17 protein-coding genes, 3 tRNA genes and 4 pseudogenes are annotated in these 21,424 nt (G+C 44.2%); 1 reads left to right on the top strand and 23 read right to left on the bottom strand.

Annotated features, from left to right (window positions below; genetic code table 11):
* The 13 genes and pseudogenes from JCM19037_RS07590 to JCM19037_RS22340 form a co-directional block, all read right to left on the bottom strand.
* The gene (locus JCM19037_RS07590; protein WP_042399604.1) at positions 1-792 is read right to left on the bottom strand and encodes a hypothetical protein; all 792 of its coding nucleotides are present in this window, start codon (positions 790-792) and stop codon (positions 1-3) included.
* A 56-nt stretch (positions 793-848) separates the two neighbouring features.
* Positions 849-1,328 carry a 23S rRNA (pseudouridine(1915)-N(3))-methyltransferase RlmH gene (rlmH, locus tag JCM19037_RS07585; RefSeq protein WP_042399712.1) on the bottom strand — a complete coding sequence of 160 codons (480 nt, stop codon included), beginning with the start codon at positions 1,326-1,328 and terminating at the stop codon, positions 849-851.
* Between the two features lie 166 nt (positions 1,329-1,494).
* A pseudogene (locus JCM19037_RS07580) lies at positions 1,495-2,706 on the bottom strand (S1C family serine protease).
* Positions 2,707-2,926: 220 nt separating this feature from the next.
* Positions 2,927-3,727: an MBL fold metallo-hydrolase gene (locus JCM19037_RS07575; protein WP_042399601.1), complete on the bottom strand. Its 801-nt coding sequence runs from the start codon at positions 3,725-3,727 to the stop codon at positions 2,927-2,929.
* Between the two features lie 15 nt (positions 3,728-3,742).
* Complete coding sequence (gene yycI / locus JCM19037_RS07570) at positions 3,743-4,603, bottom strand: two-component system regulatory protein YycI (RefSeq protein ID WP_042399599.1); 861 nt, start codon at positions 4,601-4,603, stop codon at positions 3,743-3,745.
* Positions 4,590-5,924, bottom strand: a complete 1,335-nt coding sequence (locus JCM19037_RS07565) for a YycH family regulatory protein (protein WP_042399597.1) — start codon at positions 5,922-5,924, stop codon at positions 4,590-4,592. The genes yycI and JCM19037_RS07565 overlap by 14 nt, the downstream gene beginning before the upstream one ends.
* Positions 5,921-7,777, bottom strand: a complete 1,857-nt coding sequence (walK, locus tag JCM19037_RS07560) for a cell wall metabolism sensor histidine kinase WalK (RefSeq protein WP_042399593.1) — start codon at positions 7,775-7,777, stop codon at positions 5,921-5,923. The genes JCM19037_RS07565 and walK overlap by 4 nt, the downstream gene beginning before the upstream one ends.
* Positions 7,778-7,783: 6 nt before the next feature.
* On the bottom strand, positions 7,784-8,488 hold the full coding sequence (yycF, locus tag JCM19037_RS07555) for a response regulator YycF (RefSeq protein ID WP_042399589.1): 705 nt from the start codon (positions 8,486-8,488) through the stop codon (positions 7,784-7,786).
* Between the two features lie 208 nt (positions 8,489-8,696).
* Positions 8,697-8,772 (bottom strand) — tRNA-Phe (locus JCM19037_RS07550).
* A 9-nt stretch (positions 8,773-8,781) separates the two neighbouring features.
* Positions 8,782-8,857, bottom strand: a tRNA-Asp gene (locus JCM19037_RS07545).
* A 344-nt stretch (positions 8,858-9,201) separates the two neighbouring features.
* Positions 9,202-9,277: transfer RNA gene (locus tag JCM19037_RS07540), tRNA-Lys, on the bottom strand.
* 212 nt (positions 9,278-9,489) lie between these two features.
* Positions 9,490-10,746: an MFS transporter gene (locus JCM19037_RS07535; RefSeq protein WP_042399586.1), complete on the bottom strand. Its 1,257-nt coding sequence runs from the start codon at positions 10,744-10,746 to the stop codon at positions 9,490-9,492.
* 95 nt (positions 10,747-10,841) lie between these two features.
* Positions 10,842-11,285 (bottom strand): helix-turn-helix domain-containing protein, encoded by a 444-nt coding sequence (locus tag JCM19037_RS22340; RefSeq protein ID WP_238544599.1) that lies wholly within the window; start codon positions 11,283-11,285, stop codon positions 10,842-10,844.
* A 160-nt stretch (positions 11,286-11,445) separates the two neighbouring features.
* Here JCM19037_RS22340 and JCM19037_RS07525 point away from each other — a divergent pair, with 160 nt between their 5' ends.
* The gene (locus tag JCM19037_RS07525) at positions 11,446-11,964 is read left to right on the top strand and encodes a GNAT family N-acetyltransferase (protein WP_042399583.1); all 519 of its coding nucleotides are present in this window, start codon (positions 11,446-11,448) and stop codon (positions 11,962-11,964) included.
* Positions 11,965-12,182: 218 nt separating this feature from the next.
* Here the strand turns inward: JCM19037_RS07525 and JCM19037_RS07520 are convergent.
* From JCM19037_RS07520 to rpsF, 10 genes and pseudogenes are all read right to left on the bottom strand, one after another.
* Positions 12,183-13,591: pseudogene (locus JCM19037_RS07520) on the bottom strand (NAD-dependent succinate-semialdehyde dehydrogenase).
* 180 nt (positions 13,592-13,771) lie between these two features.
* Positions 13,772-15,061 carry an adenylosuccinate synthase gene (locus JCM19037_RS07515; protein WP_042399581.1) on the bottom strand — a complete coding sequence of 430 codons (1,290 nt, stop codon included), beginning with the start codon at positions 15,059-15,061 and terminating at the stop codon, positions 13,772-13,774.
* 185 nt (positions 15,062-15,246) lie between these two features.
* Positions 15,247-16,607, bottom strand: a pseudogene (gene dnaB, locus JCM19037_RS07510) (replicative DNA helicase).
* Positions 16,608-16,636: 29 nt separating this feature from the next.
* Positions 16,637-17,080, bottom strand: a pseudogene (rplI, locus tag JCM19037_RS07505) (50S ribosomal protein L9).
* Positions 17,077-18,087 (bottom strand): DHH family phosphoesterase, encoded by a 1,011-nt coding sequence (locus JCM19037_RS29245; RefSeq protein WP_307189755.1) that lies wholly within the window; start codon positions 18,085-18,087, stop codon positions 17,077-17,079. Before JCM19037_RS29245 ends, rplI begins: the two are co-directional and overlap by 4 nt.
* Positions 18,072-19,043, bottom strand: a complete 972-nt coding sequence (locus tag JCM19037_RS29240) for a diguanylate cyclase domain-containing protein (RefSeq protein ID WP_307189754.1) — start codon at positions 19,041-19,043, stop codon at positions 18,072-18,074. The genes JCM19037_RS29245 and JCM19037_RS29240 overlap by 16 nt, the downstream gene beginning before the upstream one ends.
* A 12-nt stretch (positions 19,044-19,055) precedes the next feature.
* Positions 19,056-19,997 carry a YybS family protein gene (locus JCM19037_RS07495; RefSeq protein ID WP_042399578.1) on the bottom strand — a complete coding sequence of 314 codons (942 nt, stop codon included), beginning with the start codon at positions 19,995-19,997 and terminating at the stop codon, positions 19,056-19,058.
* Between the two features lie 165 nt (positions 19,998-20,162).
* Positions 20,163-20,390 (bottom strand): 30S ribosomal protein S18, encoded by a 228-nt coding sequence (gene rpsR / locus JCM19037_RS07490; protein WP_042399576.1) that lies wholly within the window; start codon positions 20,388-20,390, stop codon positions 20,163-20,165.
* An 85-nt stretch (positions 20,391-20,475) separates the two neighbouring features.
* Positions 20,476-20,910, bottom strand: a complete 435-nt coding sequence (gene ssb / locus JCM19037_RS22335; protein ID WP_193744694.1) for a single-stranded DNA-binding protein — start codon at positions 20,908-20,910, stop codon at positions 20,476-20,478.
* Between the two features lie 33 nt (positions 20,911-20,943).
* Complete coding sequence (gene rpsF, locus JCM19037_RS07480) at positions 20,944-21,231, bottom strand: 30S ribosomal protein S6 (RefSeq protein WP_042399573.1); 288 nt, start codon at positions 21,229-21,231, stop codon at positions 20,944-20,946.
* Positions 21,232-21,424: the final 193 nt, after the last annotated feature.

The following is a 21,424-nucleotide window of genomic DNA, read 5'->3' as shown; positions in this document are numbered from 1 at the left end:
CTACCTCTTAATATGTAAAAATAAAAATGTGAGCACACCGAGCAATCGCCGGTGATCCGTTTCCTCCAGCGAATCGGACAATTCGACAATATGATTTTCCATATCACGAAAAATGTGCGTATACTCATGCGGAAAACGACCTTGATAGAAGCTCGCCCACTGTCTTTTGTGATCATCTGTGAGAGTGAAACTCGTAGTAAAATCCGCATGAATAGGCAATAACAGCTGGTCAGTTGCATCCTTTAATTTTCCTTGAATACTAAAGATTCGGTAGTCTTCTTGCTCATAAGACCCTATGTGGTGTCCATCTTCATTCATAATTGTCACATATGATTTAAGAAACCATCCTCGCTTTTGAAGATGCATGACCTCCCGTTCGGATTCGTCATACATCGTATAAGTGAACGGAAGAATTGTAATCAAGTCCGATTTGAAAAACGGAGATAATAAATAGCCGTACCACGGGAGGGTTTGAAGCTTCGCTGTACCCACATAACTTCCGTCTTTCTGGAAAAACAACAACTGTGGAAAATAGGCCACATTTCTCTGAATCACAAGATGGTCAAGTTGCAACATCGGGATGTCAGATTGAGGGACGACCAAATCTTTCACTTGATTGTATTTATAATGACTGACTGGAATGATTGCTATCGAACCGATCATCAATACGAGCAGGGGTAACGATCCTAACCAATCATTCGTAAAGAAGATTAAGACTAAGAGAATAATAGCTACGATCACGCTAAGAATATAGGACGCATAAATTCTCCGTAAATACATCGTTTTTATCATATTCAAAACCTTTCACACATTCACCGATGCTTGTTTCATGTGAAACATTGTGCTTCTTATTTATGATAAGGGGTGCCTTTATTAATTTGAACCGCACGATAGATCTGTTCTGTTACCATTAGCCGCATCAATTGGTGAGGGAATGTCAACGGTGAAAACGACCACTCATAGTCTGCCCGGCTTCTTACGTCTTCACTAAGCCCGAGAGAACCGCCAATTATAAATGTAAAATCACTCGTACCATATGTTGTAAGTTGCTGAATTTTGTTAGCAAGTGCAGTAGAATCAATCATTTTTCCTTGCCGTTCCAAAGCAACAACGTATGATTGTGGCTTGATTTTATGTAGAAGTCGCTCCCCTTCTTTTTGTTTCACGTGGTTCATTTCTTTGTCGCTAAGTCGCTCTGGCGCTTTCTCATCTGCCACTTCAATAATTTCAAACTTCACATCGGTTTGCAACCGCTTTTCAAACTCAGCAATTCCCGTTAGTATGTATTTTTCCTTGCATTTTCCTACAGTAAGTAATTGAATCTTCACGTTATCCACCTCTTTATCCACAATAGTTATCCACATATTCACAGCTAGGACAAGTACTCCTCTATGTAACAGACTTTTTGTATCGTCCGGGTGTGGACAACTTAAATGTTCCGCACAATTGTATAGCTCCCCAAGAAAGCATCTCGAGGAGCTACACCCATTAATTTTATAGCATATCTTGCTGTTCACTTAGCGTTACTGTCGTTTCCATTTGTTCGCCATTTCGGTAGAACGTCACACTCATATCATCGCCCACATCAACATCTGTATACAAATGTCTTCGTAAATCATGGGCAGCTTCAATCGGCTCTCCATCAAGTTCAACGATGACATCATATTGTTCTAGACCCGCTGCGTCTGCTGGAGAATTCGGCACGATCTCATGAATAAATACCCCTGCACCAACATCCTCTGGCAAATTCAACGTTTCCTGCCAATGATAGCTCGGAATCTCATCTAGTGAGCCAATCATAACGCCCATTTCAGGACGTGAACTTCACCATATTGCTCAATATCTTGAATGACAGGCAGCACAATCGTCGTTGGAATCGAGAAGCCAATTCCTTCAACTTGGGCTAGCTTCATTGAATTAATGCCAATCACTTCTCCTTGGATGTTGAGAAGCGCTCCCCACTGTTTCCAGGGTTAATCGCAGCATCTGTCTGTAACACTTCTGCGTTCCAATCAATTTGTCCATCCCCTGTCAAATCAACAGGCACACTGCGTTCCGTTGCGCTAATGATCCCTTGTGTGACGGTGCGGGCAAACCGTGGTCCGAGCGGATTCCCTATAGCAATCGCAGGCTCCCCAACACGCAGTTGATCGGAGTCTCCAAAGTCAGCGACGGTATCCACATTCTCAGCGTCAATCGTAAGCACGGCGAGGTCGGTCCAAATATCTGAGCGACGAGCTCTGCAGGGACGCGCTGTCCTTCGCTTAGGCTCACTTCTAATTCATCTGAACCTTGAATCACGTGCTCGTTCGTGACAACGTAAGCAAGATCTCCTTCTACTTTATAAATAACACCAGACCCTGTTCCAGCTTCGACACCTTCTTCGTTTTCAACACCGCCAGCGCCACCCCAAAAGCTTGTATTTTGGAGGTTAAACACACCAACGACAGAATCTGATACGTTGTCAACGACATCTGTTACATCCGTCGTCACATCGAGGTGGACCGTTTCTGAGTCTTCGGCAAAGAAGTCTTCTTCTTGATCATTTTGTTCTTCATCTTGAGCTGCACTTGACCCACCGATGTTCATCATCTGACCAATACTTACGATGCCGATGACAAGGGCTGCACCTAAAATAATGCCTAAAAAAATCGAACCTTTACTTTTCCTTTTTCTTGATGGGTAGTGATCATCATAATAACCCATGCTGCTCCACCTTTCTTTCTTTGATTACTATTGTCTGACATGCCCCCCATGTCGATTTACTGATACCGTAACGAGAAAGAAATTGTGAATTGCACAGGATGTACCATTAGTGTAACGAATCACTCAGCGAGCCGTCCAACAATTCATCCGCAATTCATTCACCATTAAACTACCCTTTTTTGTTTCATTTCAATCAAATTATACAGAGGTTCTTTCCCTATTATGACAATAAACGAAGCGGCGTCGGTGAGAAAGGGTCCGTATCAACGAGTTGAACACCCGCATGTCCCAACGTAACCTCTTGTTCTGCCAACGTTTGCTCGACAGTCATTCTCGCCAAATCCTTCATATTGTTATCGAGACTCAAATGAGCAAGGTACACATGTTTCGTTCGCTCGGTAATAATTTCAGACAACGCTAACGCACTATCTTCATTTGATACGTGGCCACGATCGCCAAGAATTCTCCGTTTCACATTCCAAGGATATTTTCCCATTCGCAGCATGTTTGTATCATGGTTTGACTCAAAAACTAAGGCATCGGCTTCTTTTAATGTGCCTTTAATGCGCTCGCTCACATACCCCATATCTGTGGCAATCGCTAGTTTCTTTTTTTCATGGTGGAACACAAAAAACATTGGATCAGCTGCATCATGGGAGACGCCGAATGTTTCAATGTCCACATCTTCAAACGTTGCGATACGTCCCGTTTCTAAATGGAAACGCTGCTCAGCATTCACGGGCCCGATGGAAGACTCCATCGCTTTCCACGTCTTCTCGTTCGCGTACACGGGCACGTTATACTTTCTCGCAACGATGCCGACCCCTTTAATATGATCAGTATGCTCATGACTGACAAGAATGGCATCAATATCAGAAAGAGACCGATCAATACTACGAAAAAGCTCTTCAATTTTCTTTCCGCTTAGGCCAGCATCAATCAAAATTTTGGATTTATCTGTTTCAACGTACATAGCATTGCCCGTACTGCCACTTGCGAGAACGCTGAATTGCATACTCATATATTCCCCACCCTATTATTCATCACTGAGCGACTCATCTGACGTGACCCGTCCACTATCGGCATTCACAATATAAAAATCACCAAATGGAGGATCCTCTTCATATACATCATCACTCGCTCGAATGCGGTAGACCGGAATGTATACGGCCCTTTCACCATCTGTATTGGCACTATAATAGGCAAGCTCTACATCATGAATCGTCGCATTTCTCGTCACGACCTGTTCGTCGATTAACGCCTCAATTGCATCTGCCGCTGTAATTAATTCCAGCTCCTCAAATTCTTCTCTCACATCAATGTTAAGAAACTGTTGTTCTGCAACTGTAATTTCTCGACTCTCATTCACGGTAATGACGAGGTGAGCATTGCCTCCACTCCCATAGAGTGTATACCCTTCATGGTCACGGTAGAAATTCATTTCGACGTTGTCTGTGTTCTCCGCATTTGCCATTCCACCAAAGCTGTAATACTCACCTTCTAATATTTGCTCTTCAACAAACGCGTTCACGCTACTAAATAAGCCGTCATCGACAGAAAAGTTAGAGCTAAGAATTAATGTTAATTCAAGAGACCCATCTACAATATCTTCATCCAAGTCTTCAAACCAAGAATTACTGCCATAAAACTCTTCCACAATATCATAGGAAACAGGTGCTGTTTCTACAATTAGTTGCGGCAAGTTCTCGTGTTCGGGTAACTCTGCATCGATGACGATATTCTCCGTCTCTACGAGCTCTTCAAAAGTTTGTTCATTCTCGTTTTGCTCACTTAGAATATTTTCATACGATTGCTTATCAACGAGTTGGTAAGCGAGGAAAGTATTCAAGAATAAGAATGTCACAATAAAAATCGTTTTTGTTCTACTCCAATCCATATGAATCCTCCTCCGAACCAAAGTCGATCGGCTGCCAAACATTGTTTAACAACACATACCATTCAGGCTCGAAACTGATCGTCTCGGTAATGCCTTGCTCTCGATGAATTGTATACCCGACACGAACGTCCGTAATTTCTTCTCGGTCTTCGCCTATACTCTCCCAAACTCTTTCACCGTGTGGCAATTGCTCAGACGAAGCAAGCTCACTTTGAAACCTTCCAAGTGTATACAAAGGCCTCGTATAATTGGATATGACTTCATTGTAGCTTCTCATTACATTGATATAGCCGTCATTTGAAGAATCCAATACCGGCACTCCGTCTTCGACGAGTCGGAAACGAGCATACTCATCTTCCTCTACATTTGCGCGGTCAGACCCATACCCGTAAAGCTGATATTTCTCAGTAAACCCTCCGTGCAAGTTTACGTAATTAATCGCATCCTGGACAATTTGGTCAGGGTTTTCCGATTGGGTGACAGGTACCGTCACATCTGTAAACTCCAAAAAGTCGTTGTTGCTGCTCACCGTCATTTGTTGAGAACTGCCAATGTAAATACTCTGTTCTGACACTGGAATCGGCTCTTCATCGAACAATAACGGCTCAAATGCAGCTGGTGAAATGTAGTCTGACGTCTCAATTTCATAACTTCTGTTCGTATAATATACAGGTTCGATCGGTAAATAAAGAGGCTTATCTAAGCGCTCCCCCGTGCCTCCAGCCAGTTCACTGTACACCGGGTATACATTATCCACCTCATAGTTGTATAAATAGTTACTTCGAAATACTGATGGGTTAATGTTCACCCGAGCTTCTACAGATTCTTCGCCATCAAAGGAAAGATAACGAATGACCGTATCTTCTTGATTTTCATAGAGAATAATTCGTTCAAAAGAGGTATCGGTATCCATTAACAAATCCGCATCTTCATTGAGGAGCTGTTGGACCAACTCAGGTGGAATGCCAGTTGGAAAGCTCAGTTCAATAAAGTCTGTGTCCGGATACAAATCCAAAGAAGAATTCGGATTCTCAATAACTTCAAAATCTGATTGACCATGACTGTTCAAGTCATCGAGAAGCCTCTCCGTTTCTATACTGTTATTTCCATACGTCATAAATCGTTCGTCTTCGACATGGTAAATAATGTTTGCTGGCTTAATGATGTCATCGGTTGCAGCTGTTTCACCGATACTCTCTGTTGTGTATCCCCCTTCATCAAGAACTTCTAGGTTCGGTTGATACGTCCATAGTTGCCATGTAAGCAATAAACTGGAGAGGATGAGAACAATCAGCACCCCTGACTTGATTCGTTCTGTCACGAGCTCCACCCGCCTTCACTGAACGTTGTATATGGTAAACGAATGGTAATCGTCGTTCCTTTTTTCCATTCACTACTCACAGCAATCGTTCCACCGTGAGCTTCTACCATTTCCTTGGCAATCGCAAGCCCAAGACCTGTTCCACCCAAGTTACGAGCACGGGCTTTGTCGACTCGATAAAAACGCTGAAAAATCTTGTGTAAATTCTCTCTTGGTATGCCCATTCCTTCGTCTTGTACGTAGATAACGGCCCCTTCTTCTTGCAAGTCTGTACCAACCGTAATCGTCCCACCATCAGGGGAATATTTAATCGCATTGGAAATAATGTTATCAATCACTTGTGTCATTTTGTCACGATCGATTTGAATGCGCACTGGATAAGGTGGGAGTTGACGCTCGAACCCAATGTTTTTGTCTTTAACCATCATGTCAAATCGGTCCAACACTTCATGCAGCCAAGCGATAAGGTTATAGTCGTATTTATTAAGGTGTATATCATCACGATCCATTTTCGAAAGCTGCAACAAGTCATTTACGAGGCGAATCATCCGCTCCGTTTCCGTTTGGGCAACACCTAAGAAGCGTGGCGCGAGTTCAGGATCTTCCAGTGCACCATCTTCTAAAGCTTCCATATAACTCTTTAGTGTCGTGAGTGGTGTTCTTAACTCATGAGACACATTGGAAACAAACTCACGACGCTCACTCGCAATCTTCTCTTGTTCAGTCACATCATGAAGAACGGTAATAAGCCCGGTTATCGGCCCGTCTTCATGGCGAATCACACTGAAGTTCGCTTCCAACAAATACGTGCTTTTTTCATCACTAAAATCAAGAATCATTGAATCCGAATAGTCATAGAGCTTACTCGGGGTTACTTGATCCGATAGTTGTAACAAGTCCGGTAGCAGTTGACCCATTGCTTCGTCACTCGACATAGACAGAAGAATTTCAGCTTGACGATTCAAAAGAATGATTCTCCCTAACTCATCTGTAGCAATAACCCCGTCCGTCATGTGCGAAAGTACAGAGCTTAACTTACGACGTTCACCTTCAGTTGTTGCATTCGCTTCTTTCAAACTAAGCGTTAGCGTATTAAACGACGTTGCCAACTGTCCAATTTCATCACTACCGTACACACGAACTTGTCGGCTAAAATCGCCGTCACTCATTCGTTTCGCTTGCTTTTGCATATCCAATACCGGTCGCGTGATCGTTCGCGAAAGAACGATACCGATAATCGCTGTAATCACAAGGGCAATGACCGCACTCCACGTAAAAATCGCATTGATTTCCGTCACCTGTTCATACGAGTCTTCTAGCGACGCACGAATTTGGACAACCCCGATAATTTGATCGTTGTTGCCTTCGATTTTTTCTATAATGACGCGCGTACGATCCCCGGTATCAGGATTCATGTATGTTTCAGCTTGTTGCTCATGCCCAAACAAAGCTCTTGAGATTTGTATGTCTGTATTCCGTTGCCCGACTAACGATTGTGCTGCTGAAGTAATGATCGTCGCATTGCTATCCACCACTTCTACATGCTCATTCGGATCCCCAAACAATAGATCAACTTGTTCATTCATTTCTTGACGCACTTGGGTTTGAGGGTCGACTTCATCATCATCGGAACGATTTTCCATCATAATCTCCGCCGCATTATTCGCAAGCAGACTACCCCGATCGTCGAGGTAGTCGTTATAGTTTTGGATCGTTTGGCTTTCTAGAGAGGTCATAAACGTCGCACCAATAATTTGCGTCGCAATGAGCAGCAAAAGCACATAAATCGCAATTAACTTAAATTGGATTAACTTAAATTGGAAAGACTTAAAGAAGTTAAGGATTTTCTCCATGCAGCATTACTCCTGTTCAGGATGACGCAAATAATAACCTACACCCCGGCGTGTAATAATCCAAATTGGGTAGCTCGGGTTGTCTTCAACCTTTTCACGTAACCTCCGCACGGTCACATCGACGGTACGTACATCCCCAAAGTAGTCATATCCCCACACCGACTGAAGTAAATGTTCGCGGGTCATCACTTGTCCAATATGACGAGCCAAGTAATGAATGAGTTCAAACTCTCGGTGCGTAAGCTCGATTGGCTCACCGCGCTTTCGAACGAGATACGCTTCTGGGTCAATCGTAAGTCCGCCAATTTCCATTTCCCCGCTCTTTTGCTTATCTTGCGCAGGCGCAACTTGCAATCGGCGAATGTTCGCTTTCACACGGGCCAACAGCTCCCTCGTGCTAAATGGCTTCGTTACATAATCATCGGCGCCTAGCTCTAAACCTAACACCTTATCTATTTCTGAGTCCTTCGCTGTCAGCATAATGATTGGCATGTCATAGTTCTTCCGTACTTCTCGACACACTTCCATGCCATCGCGATTCGGCAACATAATGTCCAGGAGAATAAGATCTGGCTGGAAAGACTCTACTTTATTTACAGCCTCATCGCCATCATACGCAACCTCTACTTCAAATCCTTCTTTCTTTAAGGAAAACTCTAGTATATCTGCAATTGGTTTTTCATCATCAACCACGAGTATTTTTTCGTTCATGTCACAATCTCCCCGATTCTCGTAGATTTGTTTATTTGAGCCCCATTTATATGAACGCTTGTCTACTTATTTGTCCGTCTCTATTGTAACACAGCCATCCAAATCCCCGATAAAAAACCCTGAATCATAAGATTCAGGGTCTAGCTTAACGCTGTTTCATAAATGTCGTAAGTGATTTGATTGAATATACGAATGACAGACAATCAAATGGTGGCTCGAGACGGAATCGAACCGCCGACACGTAGATTTTCAGTCTACTGCTCTACCGACTGAGCTATCGAGCCAATTATAAATGGCGGGCCTGACGGGAATCGAACCCGCGATCTCCTGCGTGACAGGCAGGCATGTTAACCGCTACACCACAGGCCCCTATTATTTAAAATAAGCGGCGGATTTCTTTGTCAGCTTCCTTCACTCGAGTCGTGTACGTTGTACACTCACTCGTTCAGTCAGTCGCTTCCGCGAACTCCTTGCTTCTTTTAAATACTATTTGTCTTAAAGAATAAACTGCGAATCTCTTCGTCAATTTCTTTCGTTCGTTCGAGTCACGTACGGTGTACGCTCACTCACTCGCTCAATCATTTCCTCGACCTTCTTGCTTCCTTTTCAAAATCGAGTATAAAGCGGCGGGTTTTTCAACCACTTCGTTCTTACTTCGAGTTACGTACAAAGTACGCTTACTCTATTGTAAGATGAAGTTGGCAATATGTAAATGGTGAGCCATGGAGGACTCGAACCTCCGACCCTCTGATTAAAAGTCAGATGCTCTACCAGCTGAGCTAATGGCTCTCGTTTCTTAATGAAAGACAAGATTTATCTTAGCATGTCTATTTCTGTTTTGCAATGGTTTTTTTAAGTTTATGCAGGAAATCAATGATCGACCTCGAAGGTGCGAGAAACAACCTCTTTATTCTACCATAAATTCGCGTTTCACTCCCCCTTCGGACACTTCTTATTTGAATCGGCGGTGAACATTATCATTATGCCCACCGCATCGGTTTCTATCCGAGTTGAAATGTTTCTGGAGTTAAGTCTTTCACTGCAGGGATTTTTTTCATGGTGCGATTAAACGTCCAAATAACCGCTACAATTAACATGATGATTCCACTAATTAGAATGACTGCATCGCTTGTGAGAATCGCTCCGACAGAACCACCGAGCAATGCCCCGACTGGAGCTATTCCCGCAGATATTCCCATGACAGCAGCCATTACGCGACCAAGCAAATGACTCGGTATAGCGGATTGGATAATGACTTGTGAACTGACATTAATAATGCCAGCAGGCAACCAAGCCAAGCCGAAGAGAAGAATCGATACCCATGGGTTTGGAATCATTGTGAGCACGACCATGCAAACGCCATTAATCGCAATCACTCCGGCATACAACCGCCCTACTTTAATGCGGTCAAGCTTTAACACCGATACGAGTGCGGCTCCGACAATGACGCCAATTCCCGCAGTTGATAAAAATAACCCGTAATATTCTGGTCCACCATGTGCGGCACTGAAAGCAGGGAGAACGGCAAACATGCCCGCCCCTGCTAGATTGACGAAAACAACGCCGCCGAGTAAATTCCTGAAAAATGGGTGCATTAAAACGGTGATGCCTTCTTCTAATTGGCCGATGTAGTCGGTAACCATCGCTCGTGCCGATGGTTTTTCTGACTGTTGCTCCGCCATTTTTGTGAAAGGGATGCGAAGCAACATGAGTAACGCGGCCGATAACAGAAATGTGAGACTATTTATGTAGAAAATCGCTATCGCTCCAACAACTGCAAGCAACAAGCCGGCAATCGCATTAAAGAGGGCATCGGTCCCTTGATAAGCAACCGCAAATAATGAATTTCCTTTCGTCAACTGCTCTTTTTTCAAAATTTTCGGCAATAATGAGAGCTGCGTAGGGTACAAAAATTGATTGCAAAGTGAAACAACAGGCATGACCGTTAGAACAACAGCAATCGTAAGAATGCCAAAAGCATGTGCCACGGGAACGATGAGCAGTAATACGACTTGAAGCATTTGTGTGCCTACGAGTAGACGTTTCACGTGAAATCGATCAATCATCGGTCCGAGCAGAATTTGCAGAATCGCAGGCATTTGTGTCAAGAAAAGCGCCAATCCCGTATAGAAGGATGATCCGCCAAGTTCGTAAACGAGCCACATCGCCGCGACCGAGTACAAACTGCTTCCGACGTTTGATAAACTTCGACCTAGTAATAAAATGACAAAGTTAAAATTTTTCAGAATTTGTTTCATATAAAAAAACCTCCTGAGTGATTGAATTTATTCAGTCAAAATAAATTGACCGTTCGGGTAAAATGAACGTCTATGGCTGAAAAGACATAGACGGTTTAGCTTTTCGGTGTCCAGCTCATGCTAATCGTAAACGTTTCCCCTTCATCTTTGGCGTATCGCTTGCGGCCTTCGTCGATCGCGTCGGATACGTGAGTAAGAAACTTCTGACGGGCTTCATCATCCCCACGAAATGATGCGCTTTTATACCCGGTCTTTTCACCACCCGAGCCTTCAACAAAGTTAAGCAATTGTTCATCAACAAGAAAGGATAGGGCGACAGGCTGATAGAACTTTTGTAAAATTCCGTTTTTCTCTTCCCGTTTCACAATATGGATAATGCCATTTTTCTCAAGTTCGTTCAGATGATAGTGAATCTTTGAACGAGACAGATCCAATTTTTCTGCAAGCTGTTGTCCGGTAATCGGTTCGGTGCCAAAGTGCGTGAGTAGATTCCCTCGAAACGGATCGCTCACAGCTTTTAATTGTGCGTACTTCGTCATTATGAACACATCTTTCATTTACTCATCATGCCTTTCTCACTCCGTCAACTTTATTTGACTGTATTATATACGATCGCAAAATACGTTGTCAATATGTTTTCAGAAAATTCTTCTACACTGCTCGCGTTATAATGATACGTGCAGAACAGGAGGACAACTGATGATTCGCTTAGCACAAATGGAAGACCTTTCTGGCATTGTATCGATTGCCAAACGAGCCGTTACACAGATGAACGACGAGGGTAGTGACCAGTGGAACGATCAATACCCAACACTCAAACACTTTGCCACTGATATTACCAATCAAGAACTGTATGTATTTGTTGAAGAACGTATTGAAGGATTTATCGTCATAAATCAAGCCTTTGCCACTGAGTACGATGAGCTCACATGGACCGATTTTCATAAAGATGCCATCACGCTACACCGACTCGCAGTGAATCCAGATACGAGAAATCGCGGGGTGGCTGCTGCACTATTCACTTATGCTGAACACGTCGCGCTCGAGCGAGGGCACACTTCAATTAAAGTCGATACGTACTCCTTAAACACGAAAGCTATGCGACTATTTCATAAGCTCGGCTATACAAAAGTCGGCGAACTGCTCACGGAAGCTCGGAGCGAACCGTTTGTGTACTACGAGAAAACGCTCGGACAAGCAGACGCTGTTGGATTGTAAGGCGTTGGGGGAGGCTCACACAGGCTCCCCTATACGCCTTCATAGCGGTTCAAACGATTGTATGAACGTTCGATACAAATCCGCTTCTTTTGATGGACACAACAAGGATGGCCGGTTTAGGCAACGCAACTTCGCTCTGACATGATAAAACGGATGCCGAAGCAGCTTGTCGGCATCCGTGTCGAAGTCTCTACTACCTTTCTATAAAGAAGCACTACTTATAGCTTTAAAGAGATATACTTTGTTTCAAGATACTCTTCAATCCCGTGGTGGCCGCCTTCTCGGCCAATACCGCTTTGCTTCCAACCACCAAATGGCGCTTGCGCAGTTGAAGGGCCACCGTCGTTCAATCCAACAATACCGTACTCTAGCTCTTCGGTCAGTCGCACGGCTTTAGCGATGTCACTTGTGAACAAGTAAGCAGCGAGACCATAGATCGTATCATTCGCACGTTGTATGGCTTCTTCATCGGTCTTAAATGTGGAAATCGGTGCGAGAGGCCCAAATGTTTCTTCATTCATACACGCCATCTCTTCGGTCACACCTGAAACCACGGTAGGCATCAAATAGAGCCCGTCCTTCTTCGTTCCACCCGTAACGACCTTTGCCCCTTTTTGTTTCGCATCTTCAATATGCTCAATCACTTTATCGACCGCTTCTTCATTGATCATCGGTCCGATATCAACTCCGTCGTCCAATCCGTAGCCGACTTTCAACTTCTCTACGCCAGCTTTCATTTTTTCCACAAATTCTTCTTCAATGGCTTCCGCGACATAAATGCGGTTTGCGCACACACACGTTTGTCCAGCATTACGGAACTTTGAAGCAATGGCCTGCTCTACAGCGTTATCAACATCAGCATCTTCGAGCACGACAATCGGCGCGTGACCGCCAAGCTCCAGTGAAATCTTTTTAATGTTCTTTGCTGCACCTTCCATTAACGTTCGTCCGACTTCTGTAGAACCGGTAAACGTCAATTTGCGCACGCGATCATCATTTTGCCATACGTTTGATATGTCGCTCGCTTTTCCTGTAATCACATTGACGACACCTTTAGGAATGCCTGCTTCTTCTGCTAAAGCCGCAAGTTTCAACGCCGTCAGCGGCGTTTCTGTTGCAGGCTTAATAATCACCGTACAGCGACGGCAAGTGCTGGAGCAATCTTACGCGTAATCATCGCTGCTGGGAAATTCCACGGTGTAATAACGGCAACAACACCAACAGGCTGTTTTGACACGAAAATTCGTTTATTCGGTGCAGAGGCGGGAATCGTTTCCCCGTACACTCTTTTGCCTTCTTCTGCATACCACTTAATAAACGAATTGGCGTACGTAATCTCACCTCTAGATTCTTTTAGCGGCTTGCCTTGTTCTTTCGTCATCGTTCTTGCCAATTCTTCGTGATTGTCTCCAATGAGCGCATGCCATTTCTCAAGCTTTGCTGACCGCTCCTCTGCAGTGAGTGACTTCCACGGTTGTAACGCTTTTGCTGCCGCATCCACGACTGCTTCCGCTTCTTTTTGACCGCCTTTTGGAACGGTGTCGACAACTTCATTATTTGCTGGGTTGATGACCTCGATTTGTTCGAGTTGGTCACCTGTCCATTCACCATTAATTAGAAATTTCATACCGTTGCCCTCGCTTTCTTGTTGTTTGTAACGCTTTACCCTCTATCACCCTACTAAGAAACTTCAAAAAAGTAGACCAACCACTCTTACTTTTAGTATAAACCAAACAGAACATTCTGACACAAGACAACTCTAAAAAAATACACCCCATAGACTCATCTATGAGATGTATGTAAATTCTTATAATCCCCAAACACCGCGAACTTCGTTCGTTTGCGTGCGGTCAGGACCGACTGAAAATACACTGAGCGGAATGTTTGTCAGTTGCGACACACGCTCCGCATAGTGACGGGCGTTTGCTGGTAAGTCACCTAACGTCTTCGCACCGGTAATGTCTTCGTGCCAACCGGGCATTTCTTCATAGATTGGCTTACATTTTGCCAAAATGTTCAAGCTAGCTGGGAATTCTTCAAGACGTTCCCCTTCGTACTCATACGCTGTGCAAATCTTAACTGTATCAAGACCACTCAACACATCAAGACAGTTCAAGGACAAGTCTGTAATCCCACTCACGCGTCTCGCATGGCGAACAACGACTGAGTCAAACCAGCCAACGCGGCGAGGGCGGCCGGTTGTCGTCCCGTATTCGTTGCCGATGTCGCGAATGCGATCCCCAATTTCATTCGTCAATTCTGTAGGGAACGGACCATCCCCTACGCGTGTCGTATACGCTTTTGAAACGCCAACGACTTTATGGATCTTTGAAGGCCCTACACCCGAACCAATCGTCACCCCTCCAGCAATCGGATTCGACGACGTCACAAACGGATATGTGCCTTGATCAATATCGAGCATGACTCCTTGCGCGCCTTCAAACAAGACACGCTTTCCTTGATCAATGCGATCGTTCAACACGACAGACGTGTCACAAACGTACTTTGCAAGCTGCTGACCATACGCATAATACGTATCTAGAATTTCTTCTACCGTAAACCCTTCTGTTTCATAAATCTTCTCAAGTAGACGGTTTTTTTCGATGAGATTTCTAGAAAGCTTCTTCTCAAATTCTTCTTTTTCTAATAGATCAGCGATTCGAATCCCAACGCGCGCGGCTTTATCCATGTACGCGGGACCAATGCCTTTCTTCGTCGTACCAATCTTGCTCGCACCTTTGCTTTCTTCTTCCACAATGTCTTGCTTAATATGATACGGAAGGATCACATGCGCGCGGTTGCTAATTCGAAGGTTGCTCGTATCCACACCCCGGTCTTCAAGGCCTTTCAACTCTTCCACGAGCGCTTTAGGATCAATAACCATGCCGTTTCCAATCACACACGTTTTATTTTTATAAAAAATACCGGAAGGTACCAAGTGCAATTTATAAGTCTCTCCGCCAAACTTAATCGTATGACCGGCGTTGTTTCCCCCTTGATATCGGGCAACGACTTCCGCATTCTCCGATAAATAGTCTGTAATCTTCCCCTTGCCTTCGTCTCCCCATTGCGTGCCTACGATAACGATGGATGACAAAAGACTCACCTCTTCCAGTAGGATAATTGTTCATTATTTATACGTTTACCGAAGTTCATTTTAGCAAAATAACCCGAATAGGTCAAAGTAAATCCGAACATTAATTTATAAATATCTATATTCATTCGTATTACAGAACTCCAGACCCGTCATCAATATAAAAAAACGAAGAGCTGAACTCTTCGCTAAGCCCCAGGGGGCGCCATATTTTCGTCGTGCCTTCGGTCAAGGTTGACGAATTTATTGTATTCTTTAATAAACGCAAGCTCCACACTGCCTACCGGACCGTTACGTTGTTTCGCGATAATGATTTCAATCATATTCTGATTTTCGGCGTCGTGATCGTAATAGTCTTCTCGAAATAAAAAAGAAACGATATCAGCATCTTGCTCAATACTTCCTGATTCTCTCAAGTCACTCATCATCGGTCGTTTATCCTGTCTTGATTCCACACCTCTGGATAGCTGAGATAGCGCGATAACAGGTACGTCTAGTTCTCTCGCGATTGCTTTTAAGTTCCTTGAGATCTCAGAAACTTCTTGTTGGCGGCTTTCTGTGCCACGGCCTTGGATGAGCTGTAAATAATCGATTAAGATCATCCCGAGTCCGCGCTCTTGTTTGAGTCGGCGGCATTTTGCGCGAATATCAGCGACGGTAATCCCTGGGGAATCATCGATATAAATGCCTGCTCGAGAAAGGGAGCCCATCGCCATCGCCAACTTCTCCCAATCTTCTTCGATGAGCTGACCGGTACGCAGACGAGTTCCGTCAATGTTCCCTTCGGCGCAGAGCATCCGTTGTACGAGCTGGGATGCCCCCATCTCCAAACTAAAGATCGCAACATTTTCATCGCTTTTCGTTGCAATGTTTTGGGCAATGTTCAAAGCAAATGCCGTTTTCCCCATTGAAGGTCTTGCGGCAACGATAATGAGGTCACTTCTTTGAAAGCCTGCTGTCATCCGGTCCAAATCTTGAAAACCGCTGGAGACCCCGGTGAGGGCGTCCCCACGTCCTTGTAACATTTCAATGTTGTCATACGTCTCCATCAGCACATCTTTAATGGACACAAACGCCCCTGACGTTCTTCGGTTGGAGACTTCCAAAATCATGCGCTCCGCATCACTTAACACATCATCAACTTCGTGGTCGGATTCATAACCATCCGATGCAATAGAAGTCGCTGTACGAATGAGGCGGCGAAGTAACGACTTTTCTTCAACAACCCGCGAATAATGAGACACGTTGGAAGCTGTCGGGACCGCATTGGCAAGGTCGGTCAAATAAGAGACGCCACCTGCTTCTTCAAGCCAATGACGATCTTGAAGCTCTGATGTTACCGTAACGAGGTCAACAGGCTCCCCTTTATCAGACAACTCAACCATAGCTTCAAAAATTCGCTGATGTGACGCCCGGTAAAAATCTTCCGGCGCAACCGTTCTGAGGCGGCTACGAGTGACTCTTCTTCCAGAAATATTGCGCCGAGAACCGCTTGCTCAGCTTCAATATTTTGTGGTGGCAATCGGTCTTCCTGCCATTGTTCGGACACTGTAACCCCTCCTTCCTCGATTTCTCACTTCACTTTTGTTCTTTGACGTGGATATTAACTGTAGCAATGACTTCCGGGTGAATCTTAATCGGCACTTTCGTGACACCGAGCGTGCGAATCGGATCATTGAGCTCAATTTTTCTTTTGTCGACTTTAAAACCTTTATTTTTCAAGCTTCATTGATTTGCTTCGTCGAAACCGCTCCAAATAGCCGTCCACCTTCACCAGCTTTTGCGGTCATCTCAATGTCTGTCGCTTCCATTTTCTGCTTCATTTCCTCAGCAGCTTGCCGTTCTTCCTCAACCTTTTTGTCATCGCTTTGTTTCTTTGCTTTAAGATCTTTAAGGTTGCCTGAAGAGTTCTACAGCCAAATTATTCTTTAAGAGGAAGTTACGAGCATACCCTTCGGATACGTCTTTAACCTCGCCTTTCTTCCCTTGTCCTTTTACGTCTTGATTAAGAATGACTTTCACTTTGATGTCCCTCCTAAATATTGATCAATGGCTTCTTTAAGCATGCTTTCAGCTTCAAGAAGTGTGGTGTCGTCCATTTGTGTCGCGGCATTTGTAAGATGACCTCCACCGCCCAGCTTCTCCATAATAACCTGTACGTTCACATCTCCTAATGACCGGGCACTTACGCTTAACCGCCCATCCGAACGATAAGAGATGACAAACGATGCCCTCACATCATTCATTGTGAGAAGTGTGTCGGCCGCTTGGGCAATGAGCACTTGATGATAGCTCTGATTCTCCTCACCACGCGCAATCGCCATGCCATTTCCATAAATCACGGAACGGGAAATGAGCTTAGACCTTTCATTATAGTTCTCTAAGTCCTCTTTTAAGAGCAATTGAACGGCTGTTGTGTCGGCACCGTTCGCTTTTAGGTAAGATGCCGCTTCAAACGTACGTGAACCTGTGCGAATACTGAAATGCTTCGTGTCGACCATCATTCCGGCTAGCATAGCAGTTGCTTCAAGGGCGTCCATCTTCACTTTGTTCGGCTGGTATTCAAGAAGCTCCGTAACAAGTTCTGAAGCTGATGAAGCATAGGGCTCCATGTATACAAGAGCAGGATTTTCAATAAATTCCTCACCTCGACGGTGATGATCCAGCACAACGACTCGGTGCACTCGTTCCAACAACTTCGGCTCAATAACGAGCGACGGTTTGTGCGTATCCACGACAACGAGCAATGTTTGCTTTGTAAGTTGTTCTAACGCTTCAGCTGGAGAGATGAATCGCGACCATAAATATTCGTGATTTTCCACTTCATCCATGAGCTTTTGCACATCAGGGCTTACATTTTCATTGTCAACGACGATATAAGCGTCTTTATCATTCACTTCAGCAACTTTCAATACACCAATACTCGCACCAATCGCATCCATATCTGGCGTTTTATGGCCCATGACAATCACTTGATTACTTTCCCGAACAAAATCACGTAACGCATGAGAAATTACACGTGCACGCACACGCGTTCGTTTTTCAACGGCATTTGATTTGCTCCGTAGAAACGAACTTGACCACTCTTTTCCTTGATCGCCACTTGATCGCCACCACGGCCTAACGCTAGGTCAAGCGACGATTGGGCGAGAGAGCCGAGTTCACGCATCGTCCGCTCTCCTGTTCCAATACCGATGCTTAGTGTGAGAGACACTTGATCTTTAGACGTTTCTTCGCGAATTTGATCAATGATTTGAAATTGATTTGTTTCAATCTCTGATAATGCACGCTGATTAAAAACAGCGACAAACCGGTCATCATCCGTACTTCGGAGCAAAATATCATGTTCATTCGCCCATTGATTCAATAAGCCTACAACTTTGTTTCGTAGAGAGCTCGTCACTTGATCTTCAAGGCTTTGCGTGACTTCATCATAATTATCGAGAAATATAATGCCAATAACCGTTTTCTCTTCGTTGTAACGCTCTTTCGTTTCAACCGTCTCGGTCATATCAAAGAAATAGAGAAGCCGTTCATTCGGTCGCTCGTATACGTAATGCTCAAGATCCCCTAGTTTTAGTCGATGTTCCTGACTTTTATCTTCTAAAAGAATGGGCAACTCTGACGAAATAATAGACAACGGATGTCCGAGGTACTCTTCTGGCAGCAAGTCGTGGATATACGGATTCACCCATTGAATGTTGTAGTTTTGATCATAAAGAATAATTCCTACTGGTAGGTTCGTCACTGCCTCTTCACCGGCTCGATTGACACGGTGAGTCAACGTGGAGATGTACTGTCCGAGCTCTTTTTGATAATTGGATTGGATATAATAGTACAAGACCCCAAGAAGAACAATGACGACATATCCAATAACAGCTAGAATCCATTGGTAAAATAACAAAGCGGTAACACTGACCGTCAGTGCCACAAATAAAAGGATGGTCGGATACAAGTACCATTTATAATGTGTGACTTTGGGCAAACTGATCAACCCCTACTTCTTATCAGACTTAATGCGACTCCGCAAATCAAAACCGAGATCGATAATCCCTAGCATTCTGACAAGGAAACCAACAAATGGTACCAATAGAATCGACACTAAAATGAGAATCGGAAACGCTCTAGAAATATTTTTCACATGAGCAAAATAAAACATGACGGCCGCACCTTGAATAATCATGGCAACTTCAAGGATAGGAGATACATTTGCCATAAAGATGTATAGCCCCGATCCTGGATCACTATAGCTAATCAAGCTAAATACAATCCCGATCAAATATACCCAAATGAAAAATGTCGGCAATGACCACGTACGAAGCGGTGGAAATCCAAAATTCCCTTTAACAAAACGGCGTAAAATCGGATGAGCGACAACTTGAGTTAAAAATGCAAACACAACCCCCGTAAAGATCATAATGAGCGCTGAGTATTGTGGAATCATTTGTGCCATTTCACGATATAGCGTGAGCGCTTCTTCATTCACATCAGCGCCAACAGCCGTAATCAACTGCTCCGCCGAATTCGTCGATTCAATCATAATGTCGACCATCGCTTCAAATGGATGCACTTGAAGAACGAGGTTCGAGAAAACAAAAAATACGATGATTGATAGTACATAACTTACACTACCTGCAAACAGCGTTTGAAATGGTCCTTTGCCTCGTGCATAACTCAATCCGGTCACATACCCACCGATACCAAAAATAAGGATGGCTGGAAGTGCCAACACCGAACCGATCAGGAAACTGACGAGCGCTGCAACAACGAGCACAATCGCACCCGGTTTTGCACCGTGTCGAACCGTATAAATCATAACAGGTAATGGCAAAAACCATATGGTAAAGAGGGCAATAAGCGGTATGTATAATAGCGCGATAAGAACTGCAAACACAGCAACCATCACTGCGCCTTCAGTTAATCTGCGTGACTGATTCATTTCTTTTCGTAACCACCCATCTGCCTAACGAAGTCTTTTCTATTCGATAGCTTTCACTGATCTATTGTAGCCCATTCACCCATAAAATGAAAGGCGTGCACCTTCCAACGAAAAAGAGCCACCCTCTCCATACGATTGGAGGTGATGGCCCTTCTAGTCATCTGCTTATACTTCTTTCGCGTAAGGAAGAAGTGCTGCTTGACGGGAACGCTTAATTGCGATTGTCAATTTACGTTGGTATTTCGCAGAAGTACCTGTTACACGGCGTGGAAGAATCTTCCCACGCTCAGATACAAACTTACGAAGCAGATCCACATCTTTGTAATCGATGCGCTTGATCTTATTTACCGTGAAATAACATACCTTTCTACGCTTGCCTCTACGACGTGCCATGTGGTCTCGCTCCTTTCATATTAGAATGGTAAATCGTCATCAGAGATATCAATCGGTTTTCCGTCATTGGAAAACGGATCGTCATTTAGGTTAGATGATTGTCGTTGCGGTTCTTGGTTGTAGCCACCTTGATTGTACTGGTTTCCACCTTGGTAGCCGCCGCCTTGATCATAACGACCGCCGCCTCCAGAGTTTTGTGAGCACGTGGCTCCAGAAACTGTACGCTCTCAGCTTGCACTTCCACAACTTTCACGCGCTTGCCTTCTTGATTTTCAAAGCTACGACTTTGAAGACGTCCGTCAATGCCTGCTAAGCTGCCTTTTTTCAAGTAGTTCGCAACATTTTCAGCCTGTTTTCTCCAAACGACGCAACTAAAAAAATCAGCCTCACGCTCGCCTTGTTGGTTCGTAAACGGTCGGTTAACAGCAATGCTGAAATTCGCAACCGCTACACCGTTCGGCGTATAACGAAGTTCCGGGTCGTGCGTGAGTCTGCCGACAAGTACAACGCGATTAATCATGCATAACCCTCCCTTTTATTTTGTTCTATTCAATTAGTCGTCATCTCGAACGACAAGTGTACGGATTACATCATCAGTAAGCTTCACACGACGGTCAAATTCATTAACCGCTACAGTTTCAGCTTGTACTTTCAAGATCACATAATAGCCTTCAGTGAAATCGTTGATTTCATAAGCAAGACGACGTCTTCCTTTATCATCAACAGATGTGATTTCAGCACCATTGTCAGTAAGGACTTTTTGAAAACGCTCGTTCGCCGCTTTCACAGCCTCTTCATCCAATTGTGGGCTAAGAATGTAAAGAATCTCGTAGTTACGCATTCTAGTCACCTCCCTTTGGTCTAAACGGCCCTTACATGTGTAAGAGCAAGGAGCTATAAAAAGGGACAATCCCATTTCTTAACTCGCAATATCCTATTTTAGCAGGAAAAGGTGGAATACACAAGAGGGAATTAGACTGGCGTTACGGGGTTGTGTCGGGGTTGACGAATCAGGGATGTTTTTTTATTTCGAG

This window comes from Geomicrobium sp. JCM 19037 (assembly GCF_000698105.1).
GTDB lineage: Bacteria > Bacillota > Bacilli > Bacillales > Marinococcaceae > Geomicrobium_A.
This window is presented reverse-complemented; position numbering and strand designations above follow the sequence as displayed.